This window comes from Actinacidiphila sp. DG2A-62, assembly GCF_035825295.1.
Taxonomy (GTDB): domain Bacteria; phylum Actinomycetota; class Actinomycetes; order Streptomycetales; family Streptomycetaceae; genus Actinacidiphila.
Genome location: NZ_JAYMGI010000002.1, coordinates 5,797,002 through 5,816,034, shown reverse-complemented (window position 1 = coordinate 5,816,034; position 19,033 = coordinate 5,797,002). Strand labels below are relative to the sequence as shown.

Annotated in this window: 18 protein-coding genes; 10 read left to right on the top strand and 8 right to left on the bottom strand. The window is 75.8% G+C overall.

Features of this window, described 5'->3' with window-relative positions:
• Positions 1 to 131: 131 nt before the first annotated feature.
• Positions 132 to 452 (bottom strand): ferredoxin, encoded by a 321-nt coding sequence (gene fdxA / locus VSR01_RS26160; RefSeq protein ID WP_003985062.1) that lies wholly within the window; start codon positions 450 to 452, stop codon positions 132 to 134.
• A gap of 109 nt (positions 453 to 561) precedes the next feature.
• On the opposite strand from fdxA, the gene VSR01_RS26155 reads away from it, so the two are divergent.
• The 4 genes from VSR01_RS26155 (at position 562) to VSR01_RS26140 (ending at position 3,733) form a co-directional block, all read left to right on the top strand.
• Positions 562 to 1,731, top strand: a complete 1,170-nt coding sequence (locus VSR01_RS26155) for a GNAT family N-acetyltransferase (RefSeq protein WP_442785542.1) — start codon at positions 562 to 564, stop codon at positions 1,729 to 1,731.
• Positions 1,728 to 2,567, top strand: coding sequence for a transglutaminase-like domain-containing protein (locus VSR01_RS26150; RefSeq protein ID WP_326451561.1), 840 nt, complete (start codon positions 1,728 to 1,730; stop codon positions 2,565 to 2,567). The genes VSR01_RS26155 and VSR01_RS26150 overlap by 4 nt, the downstream gene beginning before the upstream one ends.
• A 138-nt stretch (positions 2,568 to 2,705) precedes the next feature.
• On the top strand, positions 2,706 to 3,122 hold the full coding sequence (locus VSR01_RS26145; protein WP_326451560.1) for a hypothetical protein: 417 nt from the start codon (positions 2,706 to 2,708) through the stop codon (positions 3,120 to 3,122).
• Positions 3,119 to 3,733 carry a response regulator transcription factor gene (locus VSR01_RS26140; RefSeq protein WP_326451559.1) on the top strand — a complete coding sequence of 205 codons (615 nt, stop codon included), beginning with the start codon at positions 3,119 to 3,121 and terminating at the stop codon, positions 3,731 to 3,733. Before VSR01_RS26145 ends, VSR01_RS26140 begins: the two co-directional genes overlap by 4 nt.
• A 19-nt stretch (positions 3,734 to 3,752) precedes the next feature.
• On the opposite strand, the gene VSR01_RS26135 is transcribed toward VSR01_RS26140, so the two are convergent.
• Entirely contained in the window at positions 3,753 to 4,202 is a 450-nt protein-coding gene (locus tag VSR01_RS26135) for an ArsR/SmtB family transcription factor (protein WP_326451558.1), read from the bottom strand.
• Positions 4,203 to 4,298: 96 nt separating this feature from the next.
• On the opposite strand from VSR01_RS26135, the gene VSR01_RS26130 reads away from it, so the two are divergent.
• Entirely contained in the window at positions 4,299 to 6,461 is a 2,163-nt protein-coding gene (locus VSR01_RS26130; RefSeq protein ID WP_326451557.1) for an HAD-IC family P-type ATPase, read from the top strand.
• Positions 6,462 to 6,582: 121 nt separating this feature from the next.
• Here the strand turns inward: VSR01_RS26130 and VSR01_RS26125 are convergent, their stop codons facing one another.
• Positions 6,583 to 6,915 (bottom strand): nuclear transport factor 2 family protein, encoded by a 333-nt coding sequence (locus tag VSR01_RS26125; RefSeq protein ID WP_326451556.1) that lies wholly within the window; start codon positions 6,913 to 6,915, stop codon positions 6,583 to 6,585.
• A 246-nt stretch (positions 6,916 to 7,161) separates the two neighbouring features.
• Between VSR01_RS26125 and VSR01_RS26120 the strand changes: the two genes are divergently transcribed.
• From VSR01_RS26120 to VSR01_RS26105, 4 genes are all read left to right on the top strand, one after another.
• Positions 7,162 to 8,262, top strand: a complete 1,101-nt coding sequence (locus VSR01_RS26120) for an ABC transporter ATP-binding protein (protein ID WP_442785541.1) — start codon at positions 7,162 to 7,164, stop codon at positions 8,260 to 8,262.
• On the top strand, positions 8,259 to 8,999 hold the full coding sequence (locus VSR01_RS26115; RefSeq protein ID WP_326451555.1) for an ABC transporter permease: 741 nt from the start codon (positions 8,259 to 8,261) through the stop codon (positions 8,997 to 8,999). Before VSR01_RS26120 ends, VSR01_RS26115 begins: the two co-directional genes overlap by 4 nt.
• A 176-nt stretch (positions 9,000 to 9,175) precedes the next feature.
• Positions 9,176 to 10,558 carry a sensor histidine kinase gene (locus VSR01_RS26110; protein WP_442785706.1) on the top strand — a complete coding sequence of 461 codons (1,383 nt, stop codon included), beginning with the start codon at positions 9,176 to 9,178 and terminating at the stop codon, positions 10,556 to 10,558.
• A gap of 81 nt (positions 10,559 to 10,639) precedes the next feature.
• Positions 10,640 to 11,668 (top strand): hypothetical protein, encoded by a 1,029-nt coding sequence (locus VSR01_RS26105; protein ID WP_326451554.1) that lies wholly within the window; start codon positions 10,640 to 10,642, stop codon positions 11,666 to 11,668.
• Positions 11,669 to 11,741: 73 nt separating this feature from the next.
• On the opposite strand, the gene VSR01_RS26100 is transcribed toward VSR01_RS26105, so the two are convergent.
• From VSR01_RS26100 to VSR01_RS26080, 5 genes are all read right to left on the bottom strand, one after another.
• Positions 11,742 to 12,665: a hypothetical protein gene (locus VSR01_RS26100; RefSeq protein WP_326451553.1), complete on the bottom strand. Its 924-nt coding sequence runs from the start codon at positions 12,663 to 12,665 to the stop codon at positions 11,742 to 11,744.
• A complete protein-coding gene (locus VSR01_RS26095; protein WP_326451552.1) occupies positions 12,635 to 14,179 on the bottom strand; it encodes a hypothetical protein in 1,545 nt (514 codons plus the stop codon). Before VSR01_RS26095 ends, VSR01_RS26100 begins: the two co-directional genes overlap by 31 nt.
• 184 nt (positions 14,180 to 14,363) lie before the next feature.
• Positions 14,364 to 14,726, bottom strand: coding sequence for a DUF6113 family protein (locus VSR01_RS26090; RefSeq protein WP_326451551.1), 363 nt, complete (start codon positions 14,724 to 14,726; stop codon positions 14,364 to 14,366).
• Complete coding sequence (gene mshB, locus VSR01_RS26085) at positions 14,723 to 15,637, bottom strand: N-acetyl-1-D-myo-inositol-2-amino-2-deoxy-alpha-D-glucopyranoside deacetylase (RefSeq protein ID WP_326453821.1); 915 nt, start codon at positions 15,635 to 15,637, stop codon at positions 14,723 to 14,725. Before mshB ends, VSR01_RS26090 begins: the two co-directional genes overlap by 4 nt.
• A gap of 63 nt (positions 15,638 to 15,700) precedes the next feature.
• Positions 15,701 to 15,895 carry a hypothetical protein gene (locus VSR01_RS26080; RefSeq protein WP_326451550.1) on the bottom strand — a complete coding sequence of 65 codons (195 nt, stop codon included), beginning with the start codon at positions 15,893 to 15,895 and terminating at the stop codon, positions 15,701 to 15,703.
• A gap of 350 nt (positions 15,896 to 16,245) precedes the next feature.
• Between VSR01_RS26080 and VSR01_RS26075 the strand changes: the two genes are divergently transcribed.
• On the top strand, positions 16,246 to 18,687 hold the full coding sequence (locus VSR01_RS26075; protein ID WP_326451549.1) for a prolyl oligopeptidase family serine peptidase: 2,442 nt from the start codon (positions 16,246 to 16,248) through the stop codon (positions 18,685 to 18,687).
• The last annotated feature ends 346 nt before the right edge of the window (positions 18,688 to 19,033 follow it).

The window sequence follows — 19,033 nt, the reverse complement described above, 5'->3', positions numbered from 1 at the left end:
GCGGGTGATTCAGGCGGTACGCGCTTTCGGGCGGTACGGACGCCGGGCCCCGTACGGCCGTCGTGGCCGTACGGAGCCCGGTGGGATCGGTTGTCGCAGCGTCCTGCGCACCGCGCGCCGTGCGCCCGTGGTCAGCCGTTCTGCGGGGGCAGCGCGGCGATGAAGGGGTGGTCGCGCTCGATGAGGCCCAGCTTGGACGCGCCGCCGGGCGAGCCCAGCTCGTCGAAGAACTCCACGTTGGCCTTGTAGTAGTCCTTCCACTCCTCCGGGGTGTCGTCCTCGTAGAAGATGGCCTCGACCGGGCACACCGGCTCACACGCGCCGCAGTCGACACACTCGTCCGGGTGGATGTACAAGGACCGCGAGCCCTCGTAGATGCAGTCGACCGGGCACTCTTCGATGCACGCCTTGTCCTTGACGTCGACACAAGGCTGCGCGATGACGTAGGTCACGCTGTCGTTCCTCCTCGTTAGGGCTCATCTCGCGCGGGAGCGCGGCGTCGTCGATGCCCGCACCTAGTATCTCCGTTCCTGAGCACGATCCGAACAGGAGGGGCACCCCATGCCAGCGGAATTCTCGGCCGGCGCACGGCTCGAAGTCCGGATCACCCCCGCTGACGTGGGAAAACGTGTATCGGTACGGCGGCTGACCAGTGTTGCAGACGGTTATCCTACGTTTGCCGACACCATCGGAGTTCTCGCATCTTGGGATGCCGGTGTGCTCCGGGTCACACGCAGGACCGGGGAGACGGTGACGATCGAGGAGTCCACGCTGGTCGCGGGCAAGACCGTGCCGGCCGCGCCGGCCCGGCGGCCGGGGCCCTCGGTGCCCGCCGTGGCCGCGGAGGAGCTGGAGGAGATCGCGGCGCGGGCCTGGCCGCCTCTGGAGAGCGAGCGTCTCGGGGACTGGACACTGCGGGCGGCCGGCGGGTTCACCCGGCGCGCCAACTCGGTGCTGGTCGCGGGCGATCCGGGCGTGCCGGCGGCGGAGGCGCTTCGGCGTGTCGTGGCCTGGTACGGCGAGCGGGGGCTGACGCCGTGGCTCCAGGTGCCCGACTCCTCGCCGTACGGGCCGGACTTGGACGCCGCGGGGTGGACGCGGGAGGCGGAGACGGTGGTGCGGGTCGCGCCGCTGGCGCCGCTGACGTCGTTGCCGGACGCGGGCGAGGCGGGAGCGGCGGCAGCGGCAGCCGGGGCGTCGGAAGCCGGGGCGTCGGGAGCCGCGCCGGCGTCCGGGGCGGTCCGCCCGGGCATACGGTCCCCGGGGCTCGGGCCGGTGCGGGTGGCGCGGGAGATCGACGCGCGGTGGCTCGCGGCGTACCACCTCACCGGGGGTCTGGCGGAGGCGGCGGTGCAGGTGGTGACGGGCGGGGCGTCGGTGTGGTTCGCGAGCGTCGCGGCGCCGGGCGCGGAGGCGACGCCGGGCGCGGAGGCGACGCCGGGCGCGGAGGCGGCGCCGGGCGCGGAGGCGGGCGCGGGCGCCGTGGCGATCGGGCGGGCCGTCGTGGACGGGCGCTGGGCGCTGTTCGGCGCGGTCGAGGTGCCGGCGGCGCTGCGGCGGCGCGGGCTGGCGACGGCGATCATGGGCGCGCTGGCCCGGCAGGCGTACGCCGAGGGCGCGACCGCCGCGTACCTCCAGGTCGAGGCGGACAACACGGCCGCGCGCGCCCTCTACGACCGGCTGGGCTTCACCGACCACCACACGTACTGCTACCGGCGTCCCGGCGCATGACCGGACCCGAGCCGGTACCGCCGGTACGCGAGCGCTTCGCCGCCGAGGCGCGGGAGGAGCGACCCGACCTGGCGCGGCTGTGCCTGCTGATCGGCGCGGAGGCGGACCCGGCGCTGGACGGCGCGGCGATGGACGAGGCGGAGATCGAGCTGGACCGGCTGGCGGGGCTGCTGCCGTACCGGCCGGCCGCGCCGCTGGACTGGGCGCGGGCGCTGGGCCGGCTGCTCGGCGCGGAACACGGCTTCCACGGCACCGCGGCCGACTACCAGAAGCTGGAGTCGTCGCTGCTGCAACAGGTGCTCCGGCGCCGCCGCGGGCTGCCGATCCTGCTGTCGGTGGTGTGGATGGAGGTGGCCCGGCGGGCCGGCGCGCCGGTCTACGGGGTCGGGCTGCCGGGCCACTTCGTGGTCGGGCTCGGCGAGGCGGGCGGTCCGCACGTGCTGGTCGACCCGTACGACAGCGGGCGGATCCTGACGGACGCGGACGCGGAGCTGCTGGTGGCGGGCGCGGCGGGCACGCCGTTCTCGCCGGCGATGCTGGCGCCGGCCGATCCGCTGGACACGGTGCAGCGGGTGCTGAACAACATCCGCGCCTGGGCGGCGACCCGGCCGGAGCACCGGGCGGTGCAGCTGTGGTCGATCGACCTCGCGCTGCTGCTGCCCCGGCACCCGGCCAAGCTCCGCTACGAGCGGGCCCGGCTGCTGGTCGCGATGGGCGACTTCCTGGGCGGCGCGGCCGAGCTGGAGGACTACGCCGAGCTGATCGCGACCTTCGACCCGCCCTCCGCGCAGGTGCTGCGCGCCGAGGCCCGCGCCGCGCGCGCCAACCTCAACTGACGGCCCCCCCGGCCCCCGGCCCGCGGCCGGCGGCGCCGCCAGCCGCCGGCCCGCCGGTCTTGCGGGGAGCGGATGTCGGCCGCGCGGGTGGCCGGTTTTGCGCGGAGGGCGGCGGGCGCACGGGCTTAAAGTCGACAGATGACCCGCAGCAGCAGGACGCCGCGGCACCTCGTGGTCGACGGCGAGACGTTTCTCTGGTCGGTGCGGCACGAGCACCAGGAGCACCGCGAGCACGGATGCGGCCGGCTGTACGACGACTGCCGGGAGGTGCTGACCGTGCGGCGGCCCGGGGCCCTCGGGGTGGCGCGGATCGTGTTCGCCGGCGGGCCCGGCCGGTTCGTGCCGGACGGCGGCGCGACGCCGTCCGGGGCGGTCGGCACCCGGCGCGGCCCGTGGCTCAACCTGCACGAGCCCGGCACCGTGCGCGCCCTGCTCGACGCGCTGCTGTCCCGCGGCGGACTGACCTGCCGCGACCGTACGGACGAGGTGGACGGCTGGACGCTGTACGAGGCGGCAGCGGTCGGCGAGCGGTCGGCCGGTACCCTGCCGGGGTGACGGGGACGATTCGGGTGCTGCTGGCCGACGACCAGTCGATGGTCAGGGAGGCGCTGGCCACGCTGCTCGGCCTTGAGGACGACATCGAGGTGGTGGCGCAGGTCGCGCGTGGCGACCTCGTGCTGGACGCGGTGCGCGAGCACTCCCCCGACGTCGCGCTGCTGGACATCGAGATGCCCGGCACGACGGGCATCGAGGCGGCCGGGCAGCTGCGCGAGCACGCCCCCGGCGTCAAGGTCGTCATCGTCACGACCTTCGGGCGGCCCGGCTACCTGCGCCGCGCGATGGAGTCCGGCGCGGACGCCTTCCTGGTCAAGGACGCGCCCGCGGCGCAGCTGGCCGACGCGGTGCGGCGGGTGCTGCGCGGTGAGCGGGTCATCGACCCCACGCTCGCCGCCGAGGCGCTCGCGGAGGGCGCGGACCCGCTGACCGCGCGGGAGCGCGACGTGCTCATCGCGGCGGCCGACGGCGCGGTCAACGCGGAGGTCGCCCGCAGGCTGCTGCTGTCCGAGGGCACGGTCCGCAACTACCTGTCGACCGCGATCCAGAAGACCGGCGCGCGCAACCGCGCGGAGGCGGTCCGCATCGCCCGCGAGAAGGGCTGGCTCTGACCGGGGCCTGACACGGCGCTCAGGACAGGGAGAGTTCGGCGTCGGCGTCGGCGTCGGCGTCGGCGGACGCGTCGGACCCGGCGCCGGCGGACGCGGCGGCCGGCGGGTCGGTGACGCCCAGGCGCAGGTGCTCGATGTGGTGGACCGCCTGGTCGAGGAGGGCCGCCACGTGGTTGTCGTGCAGCGCGTAGACGACCGAGCGGCCCCGGCGGGTGCCGGTGACCAGCCCGAGGTTGCGCAGCAGCCGGAGCTGGTGGGAGCACGCGGACTGCTCCATGCCGACGGTCTCGGCCAACTCCGTCGCCGCGCACGGGCCTTCGCGCAGCCGGGCGAGGATCAGCAGCCGCGAGGGCGTCGACAGCGCCTGCAGCGTGGTGGCGACCTGCGCGGCGTTCGCCGCGGTCAGGCGGGTGCGCGGCGCCGCGCCGTCGTCGCCGCCGTCGTGCCGGGTGTTCGCTCCGTGGCCCATGGCACCCATCGTAGATAATGAATACATGAACGCTTATTCATTCGTTCCTGCTACGGTGGGGCGGTCGCCCCGTCTTCCCGTGGAGGGACCGCCGCCATGCCCGCCGACGCCGCGCCGCGCCGCCGCACCCGGGTGCTCGCCCTGGCCGAGGCCCGCTGGGCCGCCGCCGCCCTCGCGCTGTTCCTGATCGCGCTGCCGCTCCAGCTCACCGGAGCCGCCCCGGCCTGGGCGTGGGGGGCGCTGTACGCGCTCGTGTACGCCGCCGGCGGCTGGGAGCCGGGCTGGGCCGGACTGCGGGCGCTGAAGGACCGGACGCTGGACGTCGACCTGCTGATGGTCGCCGCCGCGCTCGGCGCCGCGGCGATCGGCCAGGTCATGGACGGCGCCCTGCTGATCGTCATCTTCGCCGTCTCCGGCGCCCTGGAGGCGCTGGCGACCGCCCGCACCCAGGACGCCGTGCGCGGCCTGCTCGACCTCGCGCCCGCCACCGCCACCCTGCTCGGCGACGACGGCGCCGAGACCACCGTCGCCACCGCCCGGCTCGCGGTCGGCGACACCGTCCTCGTACGGCCCGGCGAGCGCGTCGGCGCGGACGGCCGGGTGCTGGACGGCGCGAGCGAGGTCGACCAGGCCACCATCACCGGCGAGCCGCTGCCGGTGGCCAAGCGGGCCGGCGACGAGGTCTTCGCCGGCACCCTCAACGGCACCGGCGCGCTGCGGGTGAAGGTCGAGCGCGACCCCTCGGACTCGGTCATCGCCCGCATCGTGGCCATGGTCGAGGAGGCGTCGCGGACCAAGGCGCCGACGCAGTTGTTCATCGAGAAGGTCGAGCAGCGCTACAGCCTCGGCATGGTCGCGGCGACGCTCGCGGTGTTCGCCGTGCCGCTCGCGTTCGGCGCGGCGCTGTCCGGTGCGCTGCTGCGCGCGATGACGTTCATGATCGTCGCGTCGCCGTGCGCGGTGGTGCTCGCGACGATGCCGCCGCTGCTGTCGGCGATCGCCAACGCCGGCCGGCACGGCGTGCTCGTCAAGTCCGCCGTGGTGATGGAGCGCCTCGGGCAGGTGGACGCGGTGGCCCTCGACAAGACCGGCACGCTGACGGAGGGCACGCCCCGCGTCACGGCGGTCCGCCTGCCGGGCGCTGCGGCGCCGACCGCTCCGGCGCGGGGCGTAGCCGCTGCGGCGCAGGGGGCAGCCGCTCCGGCTCGGGACGAGGACGCTGCTGCGCCCGGCCCAGGTGGGACCGCTGCTCCGGAGGCCGCCGGCGCGGACGCCGGACCCCTGGACGTCGGCGCCCCCGTCACCGCCGGCACGGAGTCCCCGGACGCGGAGCTCCCGGACGCCGACGCCCTGCTCGCCCTCGCCGCCGCGGCCGAGCACGCCAGCGAACACCCGCTGGGCCGCGCCGTCGTGGCCGCCGCCCGGGAGCGCGGCCTCGTCCTGCCGACCGCGACCGGCTTCTCCTCCGCGCCCGGGATCGGCGTGACCGCCACGGTCGACGGCTCCACCGTCGCGGTCGGCGCCCCGGCCCGGCTGCCCGCCCCGCCCCCGACCGACACCGCGCCCAGGGCCGACGCCACGTCCCCGACCGACGCCGCCGCGGCCCGCGCCGCGGCGATCGCCGCCGAGTTGGAGGACAGCGGTCACACCGCCGTGCTGGTCCGGCGCGACGGCCGCCCGGTCGGCGTCCTCGCCATCGCCGACCGGCTGCGCCCCGACGCCGCCGCCACCGTCGCCGCACTCGCCCGACTGACCGGCGCGGGCCCGGTCCTGCTCACCGGCGACAACCCGCGCGCCGCCGCGCGCCTGGCCGCGGAGGTCGGCATCGCCGACGTGCGCGCCGCGCTGCTGCCCCAGGACAAGGTGGACGCGGTGCGCGCGCTGGAAGCGGCGGGCCGCAAGGTGCTGGTGATCGGCGACGGCGTCAACGACGCGCCCGCCCTGGCCGCCGCGCACGCCGGCATCGCGATGGGCCGGGCCGGCTCTGACCTCGCGCTGGAGACCGCGGACGCGGTCGTGGTCCGCGACGAGCTGGCGACCGTGCCCGCCGCCGTCGCCCTGTCCCGGCGGGCCCGGCGGCTGGTGACGCAGAACCTCGTCATCGCCGGGGCGTTCATCACCGGCCTGGTGGTGTGGGACCTGGCGGGCCACCTCCCGCTGCCGCTCGGCGTCGCCGGGCACGAGGGCTCCACCGTCGTCGTCGGCCTCAACGGCCTGCGGCTGCTCGCCGACCGCGCCTGGCGCCAGAGCACGTCCTGACGCCTGTCAGGCCGTGCCCCCCGCCAGGCCGCGCACCCGCCAGGCCGGCCGCCCCACACGCCGCGCCGCCCCCCTCACGCCATGCGTCACGCCGCCCCGCCCGTCCGCACCGCGCCGCCCGTCACGCCGTGATGCGCATCAGCGCCAGCCGCGGCGACGGGTGGTGGAAGGTGAACGTGGACGGGCCGTTGAAGCCGTTGCCGCCGACCTGGGCGGTGACCGTGGTGGTGTCGCCGTCGGTCTGCGTCGCGGTGACCTCCAACGTGACCTGCTTGCCGATGAACTCCGCGTCGCTCCACCCGCGGATCTCCTCGCGCCCGCGGAAGACGCGGCCCCAGTCGTCCACGGCGCCGTCGTCGGCGAACGCGGCGAGGAAGTCCTCGGTGTTGCCCGCGTTGGCCGCTTCGAGCGCGGCGGCGACGGGAATGGGCAGCGGGGGCGGCGAGGTGGTCATGCCTTTCGTTATACGCGCGACCCGCCCGCCCCACCGGTCGCGACACGACCCACCCACCCCACCCACCCCACCCGCCAACCCGCCAACCCGCCACGCCGCGGCTCCGCCGCCGCGCCGGCCACGACCCGGCTCCGGCCGCCCCACGGCGGCCGTACGACGCACGCTGCCGCCGTATGACATCTGTCATCCGGAAAACACGACCCCCCGCACTGCACAGGCCCGCGCTCGTGGGCGAACCTGAGTGGCATGACCGCACCATCCACCGCACGCGCGAAGGCCGGGCAGCCCGGCACAGGGGACACGGGGGACGCCGAGGGCTCCGAGGGCGGCAGGGCCCACGGGCCCGCCGTGGTGAGCTTCACCGACGTGGACAAGAGCTTCGGGGCCGTACGCGCGGTCGCCGGGCTGAGCCTGACGCTGCGCCCCGCGGAGACCGTGGCGCTGCTCGGGCCCAACGGCGCGGGCAAGTCGACCGCGCTCGACCTGCTGCTGGGGCTGAAGAACCCGGACCGTGGCGCGGTGCGCCTGTTCGGCGGCACCCCGGCGCAGGCCATCGCCCGCGGCCGGGTCGGCGCGATGCTGCAGAGCGGCGGCCTGATGGAGGAGGTGACCGTCCGCGAGCTGGTCTCGCTGGCCTGCGACCTGCACCCGAAGGCGTACCCGGTGGACCAGGTGCTGGCCGCGGCCGACCTCACCGGGATCGGCGGCCGGATGGTCAACAAGCTCTCCGGCGGTCAGGAGCAGCGCGTGCGCTTCGCGCTGGCCACCGCGGGCGCGAACGACCTGATCGTGCTCGACGAGCCGACCACCGGCATGGACGTCAGCGCCCGGCAGGCGTTCTGGGCGACCATGCGCGGCCAGGTCGAGCAGGGCAGGACCGTGCTGTTCGCCACGCACTACCTGGAGGAAGCCGACGCGATCGCGGACCGGGTGCTGGTCATGCACCGCGGCCGGCTGATCGCCGACGGCACCGCGGCCGAGATCAAGGCGCGGGCCGGCGCCCGCCGGATCACGTTCGACCTGCCCGCGGCGCCCGACGGCACCGGCGGCCCGGACGAGGAGCAGCTCGCCGCGCTGCCGCACGTGGTCGGCATCGACGTCACCGGGCCCACGGTGCGGCTGCGCTCCGACGACGCGGACGCGACCGTGCACGCGCTGTACGGGCTCGGGCTCTACCCGCGCAACCTGGAGGTCGCCGGGCTCGGCCTGGAGCAGGCGTTCCTGGCGATCACCGAGGCGACGGACGCGGCGGGGCCGGCGGAGACCGCGGGAACCGCGGGAACCGCGGCGGCGGACACCACGGGAGGGGCCGGGACCGCCGGCGCCGGGAAGGCGGGGAACCGATGAGGACGCTGATCCGGCTGGAGATCACCCGCACCCTGCGGAACCGCAAGTTCATGTTCTTCTCGGTGCTGTACCCGGCGATCCTCTTCACCGTCTTCGCCGGCAGCATCGGCACCGACAAGAAGGTCGACGGGCTCGGCATCACGTACGTCGCCTACTACATGGTCGCCATGGCCGCCTTCGGCGCGATGACCGCGGTGCTGATGGGCAACGCCGAGCGCATCGCCCGGGAACGGGAGCGCGGCTGGGTGCGGCAACTGCGCCTGACCGCGCTGCCCGGCCGGGGCTACGTGGCCGCGAAGATCGCCTCGGCGGCCACGGTGAGCCTGCCGTCCATCCTGATCGTGCTGGTGATCGGCGCCGCGGCGAAGGACGTCCGGATGGCCGCCTGGCAGTGGGTGGCGCTCGCCTTCAGCACCTGGGCGGGAAGTCTGGTCTTCGCGGCGCTCGGCGTCGCGATCGGCTACCTCGCCACCGCCGACGCCGCGCGGCCGATCTCGATGATCTGCTACTTCGCGCTCGCCGGCCTCGGAGGGCTGTGGGGGCCGCTGACCAGTTGGCCGCACGGTGTGCAGCAGGTTCTCGACTACCTGCCGGGACGGCCGTACGCCTCGCTCGGACAGGCCATCGAGGCCGGGAACGCCCCGCACGCCAAGGACGTCACCGTGCTCGTCGTCTACCTGCTGCTCTTCGCGGGCGCCGCGGCGTGGCTGTACCGCAAGGACACCAGGAAGGCGTGAGCCGGCCGATGGCGAGGCGGGACGCGGGTCGGGACCGCGAGCACGACCGGGGGCACGACCGCGAGCACGACCGGCAGCGCGACCGGGAGCGGCGGGACGCGCGCGCGGCGCGGTACCCCCGGCAGGAGCTGTGGCCGCCGTGGCGGCGGGCGATCGAGGACGCCGACGACACGCCGATGGCCCGCGCGCCGGAGAACCGCAAGCAGGCGCTGGTCAAGCTCGCCTGGATCTCCATCTGGCTGCTCTACCTGGGCTCGCCGGTCAGCGACCTGACCGGCGGGCGCCACACCGGCGTGGTGACCGCGTGCGCCGCGCTCGGCCTCACCGTCTTCGTCACCGGGTACCTCTCGCTGGTGTTCTTGCGCACCAACACCGGGCAGCGGCCGGAGCGGTGGGTCTACGAGGTGCTCGTCGCGCAGACCGCGCTGTCGCTGCTGCTGTCGGGGGCGCTCGGCAAGGACTGGCTGGTGCTGTTCGTGTACGTCGCGGTGGCGTGCGGCGCGGCGCTGCCGTCGCGGCAGTCGCGCTGGGCGGTGCCCGCGGTCACGCTGCTGCTGTTCCTGGTCGGGATGTGGACGGACCCCGGCAGCGACCTCTACCCGGCGCTGCTGATCCCCTCGCTGCTCGGCGGCTACGCGATGGTCGGCGTCAAGCAACTGGTCCAGGCGATGCGGGAGTTGCGCGAAGCGCGGGCGACGGTGGCGCACCTGGCGGCCACCGAGGAGCGGTTGCGGCTGGCCCGCGACCTGCACGACCTGCTCGGGCACTCGCTGTCGCTGATCACGCTCAAGAGCGAGCTGGCCGGTCGGATGCTGCCGGACCGGCCGGACGACGCCGCGCAGCAGGTCGCGGACATCGAGAAGGTCAGCAGGCAGGCGCTGGTCGACGTGCGCGAGGCGGTCAGCGGCTACCGGCGGCCGACGCTGCCGGCCGAGCTGGCGTCCGCGCGCAGCGCGCTCGCCTCCGCGGGGATCGCCGCGCGGCTGCACGTCGACGACCGTCCGCCGCCCGGACTCGGGCCGGAGGGCGAGGGGGCGCTGGCCTGGGCGCTGCGCGAGGCGGTCACCAACGTCGTACGGCACAGCGGCGCGGCCACGTGCGTGGTGGCGCTCGCGGTGGCGGACGGCGTGGCGCGGCTGACGGTCTCGGACGACGGGCGCGGGCCGGGGACGGCGGCGGGGGCGGGGGCGGCGGGGACCGCACAGGACACGGCGGCCGGTGTGTCCGGCGCGGCGTCCGGCGCGGCGTCCGGCGCGGCGTCCGGCGCGGCGTCCGGCGCGGCGTCCGGCGCAGGCGCGGCCACGAGGGGCGGCGGCGCTTCCGGGAGCGCTTCGGGAAGGGGTTCGGAGAGCGGTTCGGGCGGGGCCGCGGAGGTCCGGCTGGGCAACGGGCTGACCGGGCTCGCAGAAAGGCTGATACTCGCCGGTGGCACGCTCGACGTCGGACGCGCGGGCGACGGCGGTTTCCGGCTGACGGCGTCCGTCCCGGCGGACCAGGAGCCGGCCCCGGTGGCCGCGCCGGGCCCGCCGGGCCGGCCGGGCGCTCCCGGCGGGCGGTAGCCGGAGGCGGGCGGGACGGCGGGTCCGGCGGGCCCCAGGGGCTGCCGAGGGCGGCGCCGCGGGGGTAGTAGGGTCCGGGGCGTGCCTGAGAGCCCTGAGACGCCCGAGTCCTCCTCCTCGTCCTCCCCGTCCTCCCCGTCCTCCTCCGAGACGCCGCAGACCTCCGAGACCTCCCCCTCCCGCGAGCCCGTGGCCGAGCCGGCGGCCGAGTCGGCGGCAGAGGCCGGGGCACGGACCGAAGCGGAACCCGCCGCGGACCCGGAAGCGGAATCCCCGGCAGCCGGGCCCGGCGACGAGGACGACCGCGACGGCCCCGAAGGTTCCGACGGCGCCGGCGGTTCCGGCAGCTCCGTCGAGGAGGCGATCCTGCGGGCCGCGGCGCGGGCCACGCTGCCGTTTCAGGCGGCCCGGCAGGACCGGAGTTTCGCCACGGCGTTCTGGTACAACGACCTGGTCTCGACGAACGCGAACCACGAGGTGATCCGGCAGTATCTGGTGACGGCGCAGGCCCGCACCCGGTACGAGATCGGGCAGTTCACGCTGCGGGACGGCCTCGCCGAGCCCGAGCTGCCGGCGGACGAGCTGGTGCTGCCGTCGTTCGCGAAGAAGTGGACCGCGCTCGGCGACCTGGGCGTGGCCGTGATGCCCACCACGGACCTGCACATCCACGCCGAGCGCAAGGGCTGGAGCTGGAGCACCGACGAGGTGACCTCCGGCCTCGCCGCGCAGCCCGACGACATCGCGCTGATCGGGACCGAGCCGCTGCCCGCGTACGTGCTCGGGCACGAGGTGGACGAGGAGCCGGGCGGCCGGTACGCGGACCGGCCGCAGGTGCTGCTGCCCGGCATGGTGTCGCGTCAGGACGCGGAACCGGTCCGCTGGACCGGGCCGTTCCCGCTGGGCCTCGCGGGCGCGCCGGTGTTCACGGTGCTGCCGATGGAGGACGGCCGCGCCAAGCTCGTCTGCCTCGGCCTCGCGCTGCCCGGCGACCCGGCCGCCGACGCCGCCACGGCCGCTGCCGCCCCCACCGTCGTCACCTTCGACCTGCTCCGCCCGGCCATCCACGCGGTCACCCCGCGCCACAAGCGCCGCTGGTGGCAACGGGGTTGAGCCCCGGTCCCCCGACGACGCAGGGCCGGGGGCCGCTGCGGCCCCCGGCCGTGCGGGTGGGGTTCGGCGGTGGCTAGCCGACGACGCCCGGCAGGGTGACGACGCGGTCGGTGGTCGAACTGAGCGCCTTGATCACGGCGGTGGCCACGTCCTGCGGGGTGACCGGCGTGACGGAGCCGTCCGCGCGCTTGAGGGTGACGTCGTCGAAGGTCTTGCCGTAGAGGGACTTCATGACGTCCAGATCGATGTGCGGCTGGAGCGTGCCGGTCTGGTCCGGGAGCATCGTCAGGAACTTCGGAAGCGACTTGTTCGGACCGAACTGGATCTCGTGGCCGCCCGCCCGGACGGTGACCAGCCCGGCCATCGCGGTCTTGCCGAAGCCGTCGACCGCCTTGTCCAGGGCGGCCTGGGTGACCTTGGGCTGCACGGTCGTCACCTGGAGCGCCACCGGCTGGTCCGCGCCGGTCTCGGCGCGGGTGCGGTAGGCGGCGGCGACCTGGGTGGCCGCGGAGTCGACGTCGAAGCTGGTGCCGGGCTTGCCGGGGACGGCGATCGCCTGGCCGTCCTCGAACCTCACCATGCCGTCGCTGGCGCTGCTGTCGCGTCCGGCCATCTCCTTGAGCGCGGACTTCAGCTTGTCGTTGTCGACCAGGTACACCGGGTCGGCGACGCGGCTGCCGCCGAAGAGGGAGCCGATCACCGAGACCGGGTTGTAGTCGGCGTGCGCGACCTTGCGCACGGTCGCGTCGGTGTCGATGGACAGCCCGGCGACCGACGGCTTCAGGCTCTCCTTCTTGCCGCCGATGGTGAGCGTGATCGGCGCGGTGGCGCGGTTGCCGAGCGACGTGTCGAGGGACTTCACCGCGGCGTCCTGGTTCATGTTGCCGATGTCCACGCCGAGGACGGTGGTGCCCTTGGGCACGTCCGCGTGGTTCATCAGCAGGCCCGCGCCGTAGGCGACGGCCGCTATGACGCCGATGCCGGCGGCCAGCAGCACCAGCTTGGAGCGGCCCTTCTTCGCCGGTCTCGCCGCGGCCGGCTTCTGCTGCTGCTCCTGCTCCTGCGACGCGGCGGCCGGGCCGCCGGTCGGGATCCGCTCCCCGTGGGGGCCGGGCGCGGGCCGCGGCCGTCGCCGGGGCCCGACGGGACGCGCGGGATGCCGCTGACGAGGGTGTCGCCGGAGACGCGCTCCTCGGGCGGCGGGAAGCCGCCGGGCCCGCCCTGGCCGTCGGGGCCCGCGGGGCCGCTCTGGGCTCCGGGGCGCGCGGGTGCGCCGGCTCCGCCGGCCACCGGCGGCACCTGCATCCGGCCGGTCGCCGGGCCGCTGGTGGGCCCGGCCGGGCCCGGGCCGGGAGCCGGCCGGTCGGCGAACGGGTCGGTCGGCCGCGGCACACCGGGCGGGAAGTCCTCGGTGCCGAAGACGGGCGTGCCGGCGGCCGGGGTGTCGTGCGGGCCGCGCGCGGACGGTCCCGCGTCGCCGCTGCCGAAGTACGGGGTGGGGGTCGGGACCTGCGTCGAGCCGGTGTCCGGGTCGGCGAACGGGCTGCCGCCGGGAACACCGCCGCGCGCGCCGCCCGGGGCCCCCGGAACGCCGCCAGGGCCGCCCTGGTCCAGCGGCGGCGAGGTGAACGCCTCGGCGAACGGGTCGACGTAGGGGTCGGGCCCGCCGGGCGCGCCCGCGCCGGGACCGCGGCCCGCGGCCGTACCGGCGCCCGTACCCGTGCCGGGACCGGTGCCGTAACCGCCGGGGCCCGGCTCGCCGATGACCGGCATCGCGGTGGTCGCGGTGGTGTCGGAGTCCTGGCCGCCGAAACCCGGGTCCGCGCCGAACGCGGGGTCGGCGCCGAAGTCCGTCCCCGCGCCCCCCGTCCCGAAGGCCGGGTCCGTGCCGAACGCGGGGTCGGCGCCGAAGGCCGTGCCCGCGCCGCCCGTTCCGAAGCCCGGGTCCGCGCCGGAAGCGGAACCCGGGACCAGGCCGGGAGCGGAACCCGCCCCGGGCAGCGCGCCCGCGCCCGGATCGGCGCCCGGCGGCGGGGAGGTGACCGGCTTGCGCGGGGCGAACCAGTCGCTCGTCTCCTTCTTGCCCGACCCGCCCGACCCGCCCGCGCCGCCCGAGGTGTCCGCGCCGCCCGTGCCGTCCGCCTCGGCGGGCGAGGCGCCCGCGGCGTCCGGCTCCGCGGCGGCCGGATCGGCCGCGGGCACGGCGCCCTCCTCGACGGGCGTGCGGACGACGACCGGCGGGATCGGCCGGGAACCGGGGATGTTGATGCGGATGCGCGTGGTCAGCGTGGTCTCGGTCCGCGGCTCGGCCGCCGCTGCGGCCGCCTCGGCCTCCGCCTCGGGAGGCTCCGGCTCCCCGGCGGGACGCGGCCGCTCCTGGGGGTGCAGCGAGGGGAACGGGCGCGTGCCGTACGGCGGGGTGCCGGACGGGTACGCGGCGCCGCCGCGGCTCTGGGGGCCGGAGGACGGACCCGTGGACGCCGAGGACGAACTGTCAGATTCACGACTCAAAGCAGGCTCTCCCGGTTAGCTTCGCCGCCCCGCGCGGTTCTCCGCGGGCGGCTCGCCGGCGCGACCACCATACCGAGCGTCGCCGGAGGGCAGCCCCCGCACGGCGGATCGCTTGCGTTCACCCAACCACGAGCGGGCCCCCGGCCGCCAAGTCGGCGGTCCCCGGCGGGCCCGCGCACGCTCGTCAGACGGTGCCGCGGCCCTGGGTGGGCAGTTGGGGGACGGTGGCGCAGATCACGGCGGCCAGCGCCCCGCCGAGCAGGTAGACGTACGGGCCGATGCCGGCGGCGAACAGGAAGTCGCCCTCGGGCCGGGTGGAGCTGAGCAGGACCACGCAGATCGCCCACACCCCGGCCGGCACCGCGACGCCGATCCGGGACCCGGTGAGCTTCAACCCGCCGTAGAACAGGGCCACGCAGCCCGCGAGGGCCAGCAGCAGGCCGCCGGGGAACAGGCCGCCCGAGACCAGCCCTCCGGCGGCGGCGACCAGCGCGGCCAGGACCGCCAGCAGGACGTACGCCGCGATGCGCGGCGCGCCGGGCCTCACGCGTGGCCCCCGGGGGCGGCGGCGGTCGACGCGGACGCTCCGGCCCGCGGGGGCGGGTAGCTCTCGCCGCCGAAGAGGTCGGTGCGGTCGGCCGGGGGCTCGCCGTGCACCTGGCGGTAGTACTCGGTGCCGAAGTAGGGCTGGCCGAGGTCGTTGGAGAGCGCGAAGAAGGGGCCGTCGACGGCGATCTGGCTGGCGTGCGCCCGCATCGCGGCCGTCTTGCGGTCGGTGTACGCGGAGGCGTCCACGGTGACCGTGACCTCGTCGTCGTCCACCACGCCCGGCACGTCGTCCACGGTGGCGAGGGAGTGGAACGGGAACGTCCTGCCCTCGGCGGCGAGTTCGTCGAAGCCCGCCTGGACCGCCGAGCGCGGCATGCAGATCTCGTAGACCCGGTCCACCCGGTGGCCGCGCTCGGCGGCCAGTTCGTAGCCGCGCATCGCGATCCGGTGCGCCTGGATGTGGTCGGGGTGGCCGTAGCCGCCGTTGGAGTCGTAGGTCACCAGGACCTGGGGGCGGATCTCCAGGATGACGTCCGCGAGGTGGCCGGCCGCCTCGTCCGGGTCGGCCCGCCACAGGCAGTTCGGCGCCTCGTTGGTGGCGACGCCCATCATGCCCGAGTCGCGGTAGCGGCCCGGGCCGCCCAGGAAGCGGTGGTCGGTGACGCCCAACGCCTTCATCGCGGCGGCCAGTTCGCCGATGCGGTGCTCGCCCAGGCGGTCCTCGCGGTCGGCGGCCAGGTGCGCCAGCTCCGCCGGGATCACCTCGCCCTCCTCGCCGAGCGTGCACGTGACCAGGGTGACGTGAGCCCCCTGCGCGGCGTACTTGGCCATGGTCGCGCCGGTGCCGATGGTCTCGTCGTCCGGGTGGGCGTGAACCAGCAGCAGCCGTCGCGCGGGGAGGTCGGTCATGACGTCGGTCATGGTGGAGAGCCTACGACCTGGGCCGCACCCGGGCGGCGGCGACCGTGGCTTTCAGAACTTGATGTCGGAGATCATGCCCGCCACGTTGTTGGTGAGATCCGTGATCTGCGGCGCCCACGAGGAACCGGCGAGGTAGAAGCCGAGCAGGACACAGGCGACGGCATGTCCCGGCTTCAGTCCGGACCTGCGGATCAGCAGGGCCACGATGATCAGCAGCAGCAGCACCGCCGAAATCGAAAGTGCCACAGCGGCTCACCTCCCAGTACGCAGGGACACGTCGGTCACGTCGGTCATGGCAGTAGCGCAGCGGTCATGGCACCGGTCGTCGGTCGAGTCAGTTGCCACATGCTTATTACCCACCCTCGGCTACGGATCATAACTTTCCGTGCCACCGCATATCTCGGAGCACGGAAGCACGCGGGGGCGCATGAACAGTTCAAGCCATCCGGCGGGGCCGGCCGGTCGGCGACGGGCCGCCGGGCGCGCGCCGCGCGGGGTGCGGGTGCCGCAGGTCAGCGGCGGTGGGGCGGGGCGCGGGGCCGGACCGGGAGGTAATCCGGCGGCGGTTGTCGGTGGCACCCTCTAGGGTCACCACTATGACGTACCTCTCATTCCCACGACAGCACGCCCGGACGCAGCGGTTCACCCTGGGGGCGCCGCGCGGCTTCGTCGTGGCGCCGTCCGGCGGGGCGCCGCAGGACGGGTCGCGGGAGGGAGCGGACCGGGCGGCGGCCGGGCGGGTCGTGTTCACCCGGGCGCGCTCGGGCGCGCAGGCCGAGCACCTGCTGTGGGTGCTGGACGTCGCCACGGGCCGCGAGCGGGTGGCGGCGGATCCCGCGGTGCTGCTGGGCGGGGCGGAGGAGGACCTGCCGGCGGCCGAGCGGGCGCGGCGGGAGCGCAGCCGGGAGGGCTCGGCGGGGATCGTGGCCTTCGCGGTGGACCGGGCAGTCTCCATGGCCGCCTTCGCGCTGTCCGGGCGGCTCTTCACGGCCTCGCTGGAGGGGCCGGCGGGCGCGGCGGGCCCTGGGGAGGCGCACGGGGCGAGGGAGTTGGCGGTCCCGGGTCCGGTGATCGACCCGCGGCCGTCGCCGGACGGCCGCCGGGTGGCGTACGTCAGCGGGCGTTCGCTGCGGGTGGTCGACGCGGACGGCACCGGCGACCGGGCGCTGGCCGAGCCCGGCGACCCGGTGGAGGGCCCGGACGGCTCCGGCGGTGCCGCGGGCGCTGACGGCGGTGCGGCGACGGACGGCGGTGCGGCGGCGACGGTCTCGTGGGGGCTCGCGGAGTTCGTCGCGGCCGAGGAGATGAGCCGCAGCCGCGGCTTCTGGTGGGCGCCGGACGGCTCGGCGCTGCTGGCCGCGCGGGTGGACGAGGCGCCGGTGCGCGAGGTGTGGATCGCCCAGCCCGCGCATCCGGACCGGGCCCCGGCCGCGGTGCGCTATCCGCTGGCCGGCACCGACAACGCGGAGGTGACGCTGCACCTGCTGGGTCTGGACGGCTCGCGGCGCGAGATCCGCTGGGACCGCGAGCGGTATCCGTATCTCGCGCGCGTGCACTGGTCGGCCGGCGGCCCGCCGCTGCTGCTGGTGGTGAGCCGCGACCAGCGCGAGACGCGGTATCTGGCGGTGGACCTGGAGAAGGGCGCCACGGCGACGGTCGCCGTGGACGAAGATCGAATTTGGCTGGATCTCTTCGGCGGCGTCCCGGCCTGGACGCCGGCCGGCGAGCTGGTCCGGATCGTCGACGAGGAACCGCCGGGCGGGTCCGGCGCGGCCCGGGTGCTGAAGGTCGGCGAGCGCACGCTGACCGGGCCCGAGCTGCACGTCCGCGCGGTGCTCGACGTGAGCGGCCCCGGCATCCTGGTCACGGCCTCCGCGGGGGCCGCGGCGGCCGACCCGGAGATCGGCGAGGTGCACGTGTACCGGGTGGACGAGGCGGGCGCGGTCCGCGTCTCCGCCGAGCCGGGCGTGCACAACGCGGTGCGGGCGGGCGGGCTGACCGTCCTGACGTCGGCGGTGCTGGAGCGGCCGGGCACCCGGACCCGGGTGCTGCGGGAGGCGGGGCAGGACGCGGGGGCCGCGGGGGACGCCGGACAGAGCACGGGGGCCGCGGCACAGGACCCCCGGCAGGACCCCGGGGCCGCGGCACAGGACCGCCGGCAGGGCCCCGGGCAGGACGCGGGCACCCGCGCGCACGCGGGCGACCTGACGTACTCCGGGGAGATCGCGGTGATCGCCTCGCACGCCGAGACGCCCTCGCTGACCGCGCGCCCGGTGCTGACGGAGGCCGGCGAGCGGCGCATCCCGGCGGCCGTGCTGCTGCCGGAGGGCTACCGCGAGGGCGACGGCCCGCTGCCGGTGCTGCTCGACCCGTACGGCGGCCCGCACGGCCAGCGGGTGGTCCGCGCGCACAACGCCCACCTGGTCTCGCAGTGGTTCGCCGACCAGGGCTTCGCGGTGATCGTGGCGGACGGCCGCGGCACCCCGGGCCGGTCCCCCGCGTGGGAGAAGGCGGTGGCGTTCGAGCTGGCCGCGGTGTCGCTGGAGGACCAGGTCGACGCGCTGCACGCGCTGGCCGGGGAGTATCCGCTGGATCTGGCCCGGGTGGCGATCCGCGGCTGGTCCTTCGGCGGCTATCTGGCGGCGAACGCGGTGCTGCGCCGCCCGGACGTCTTCCGGGCCGGCGTGGTCGGCGCCCCGGTCACCGACCTGCGGCTGTACGACACGTACTACCAGGAGCGCTATCTGGGCCACCCGGCCGAGCGGCCGGAGGTCTACGAGCGCAACTCGCTGATCTCCGACGCCGGCCTGGTCGGCGCCGCCGAGCCGGCCCGCCCGATGATGATCATCCACGGCCTCGCCGATGACAACGTCCTGGTGGCCCACTCGCTGCGGCTGTCCACGGCCCTGCTGGCGGCGGGCCGGCCGCACGAGGTGCTGCCGCTGTCCGGCGTCACGCACATGACCCCGCAGGAGCAGGTGGCGGAGAATCTGCTGCTGCTCCAGGTCGACTTCCTCAAGCGCTCCCTGGGCCTCTAGTACCCCACTGGTACCCCACCCGCATCCCGGGCCGCGCCGCGCGCCGGTCCCGGGCGGGCGCCAGCCGCCGGCCGCGCGCCGTATACGTGCCCCGTACAGCCTCCGCTGTGCGGGGCTCGTCCGTTCCCGGGCCCAACCGGGCCACAAGGAGCCTGCGGAGCCCCCCACAGGAGCTCCGGCCGGCCGACGGCACCCGCACGGCCGTACGTTGTTCAGATTGCTCGGTCCGTATATCGGAGTCACGACAGTCAAGTTGCCAACATGTTAACGCGCTTCGTACGGACATATCCCCTTTGTCCGTTCTGATGAAGCAATGTCAAGCACATATGGAGGACGATCTGCCAAA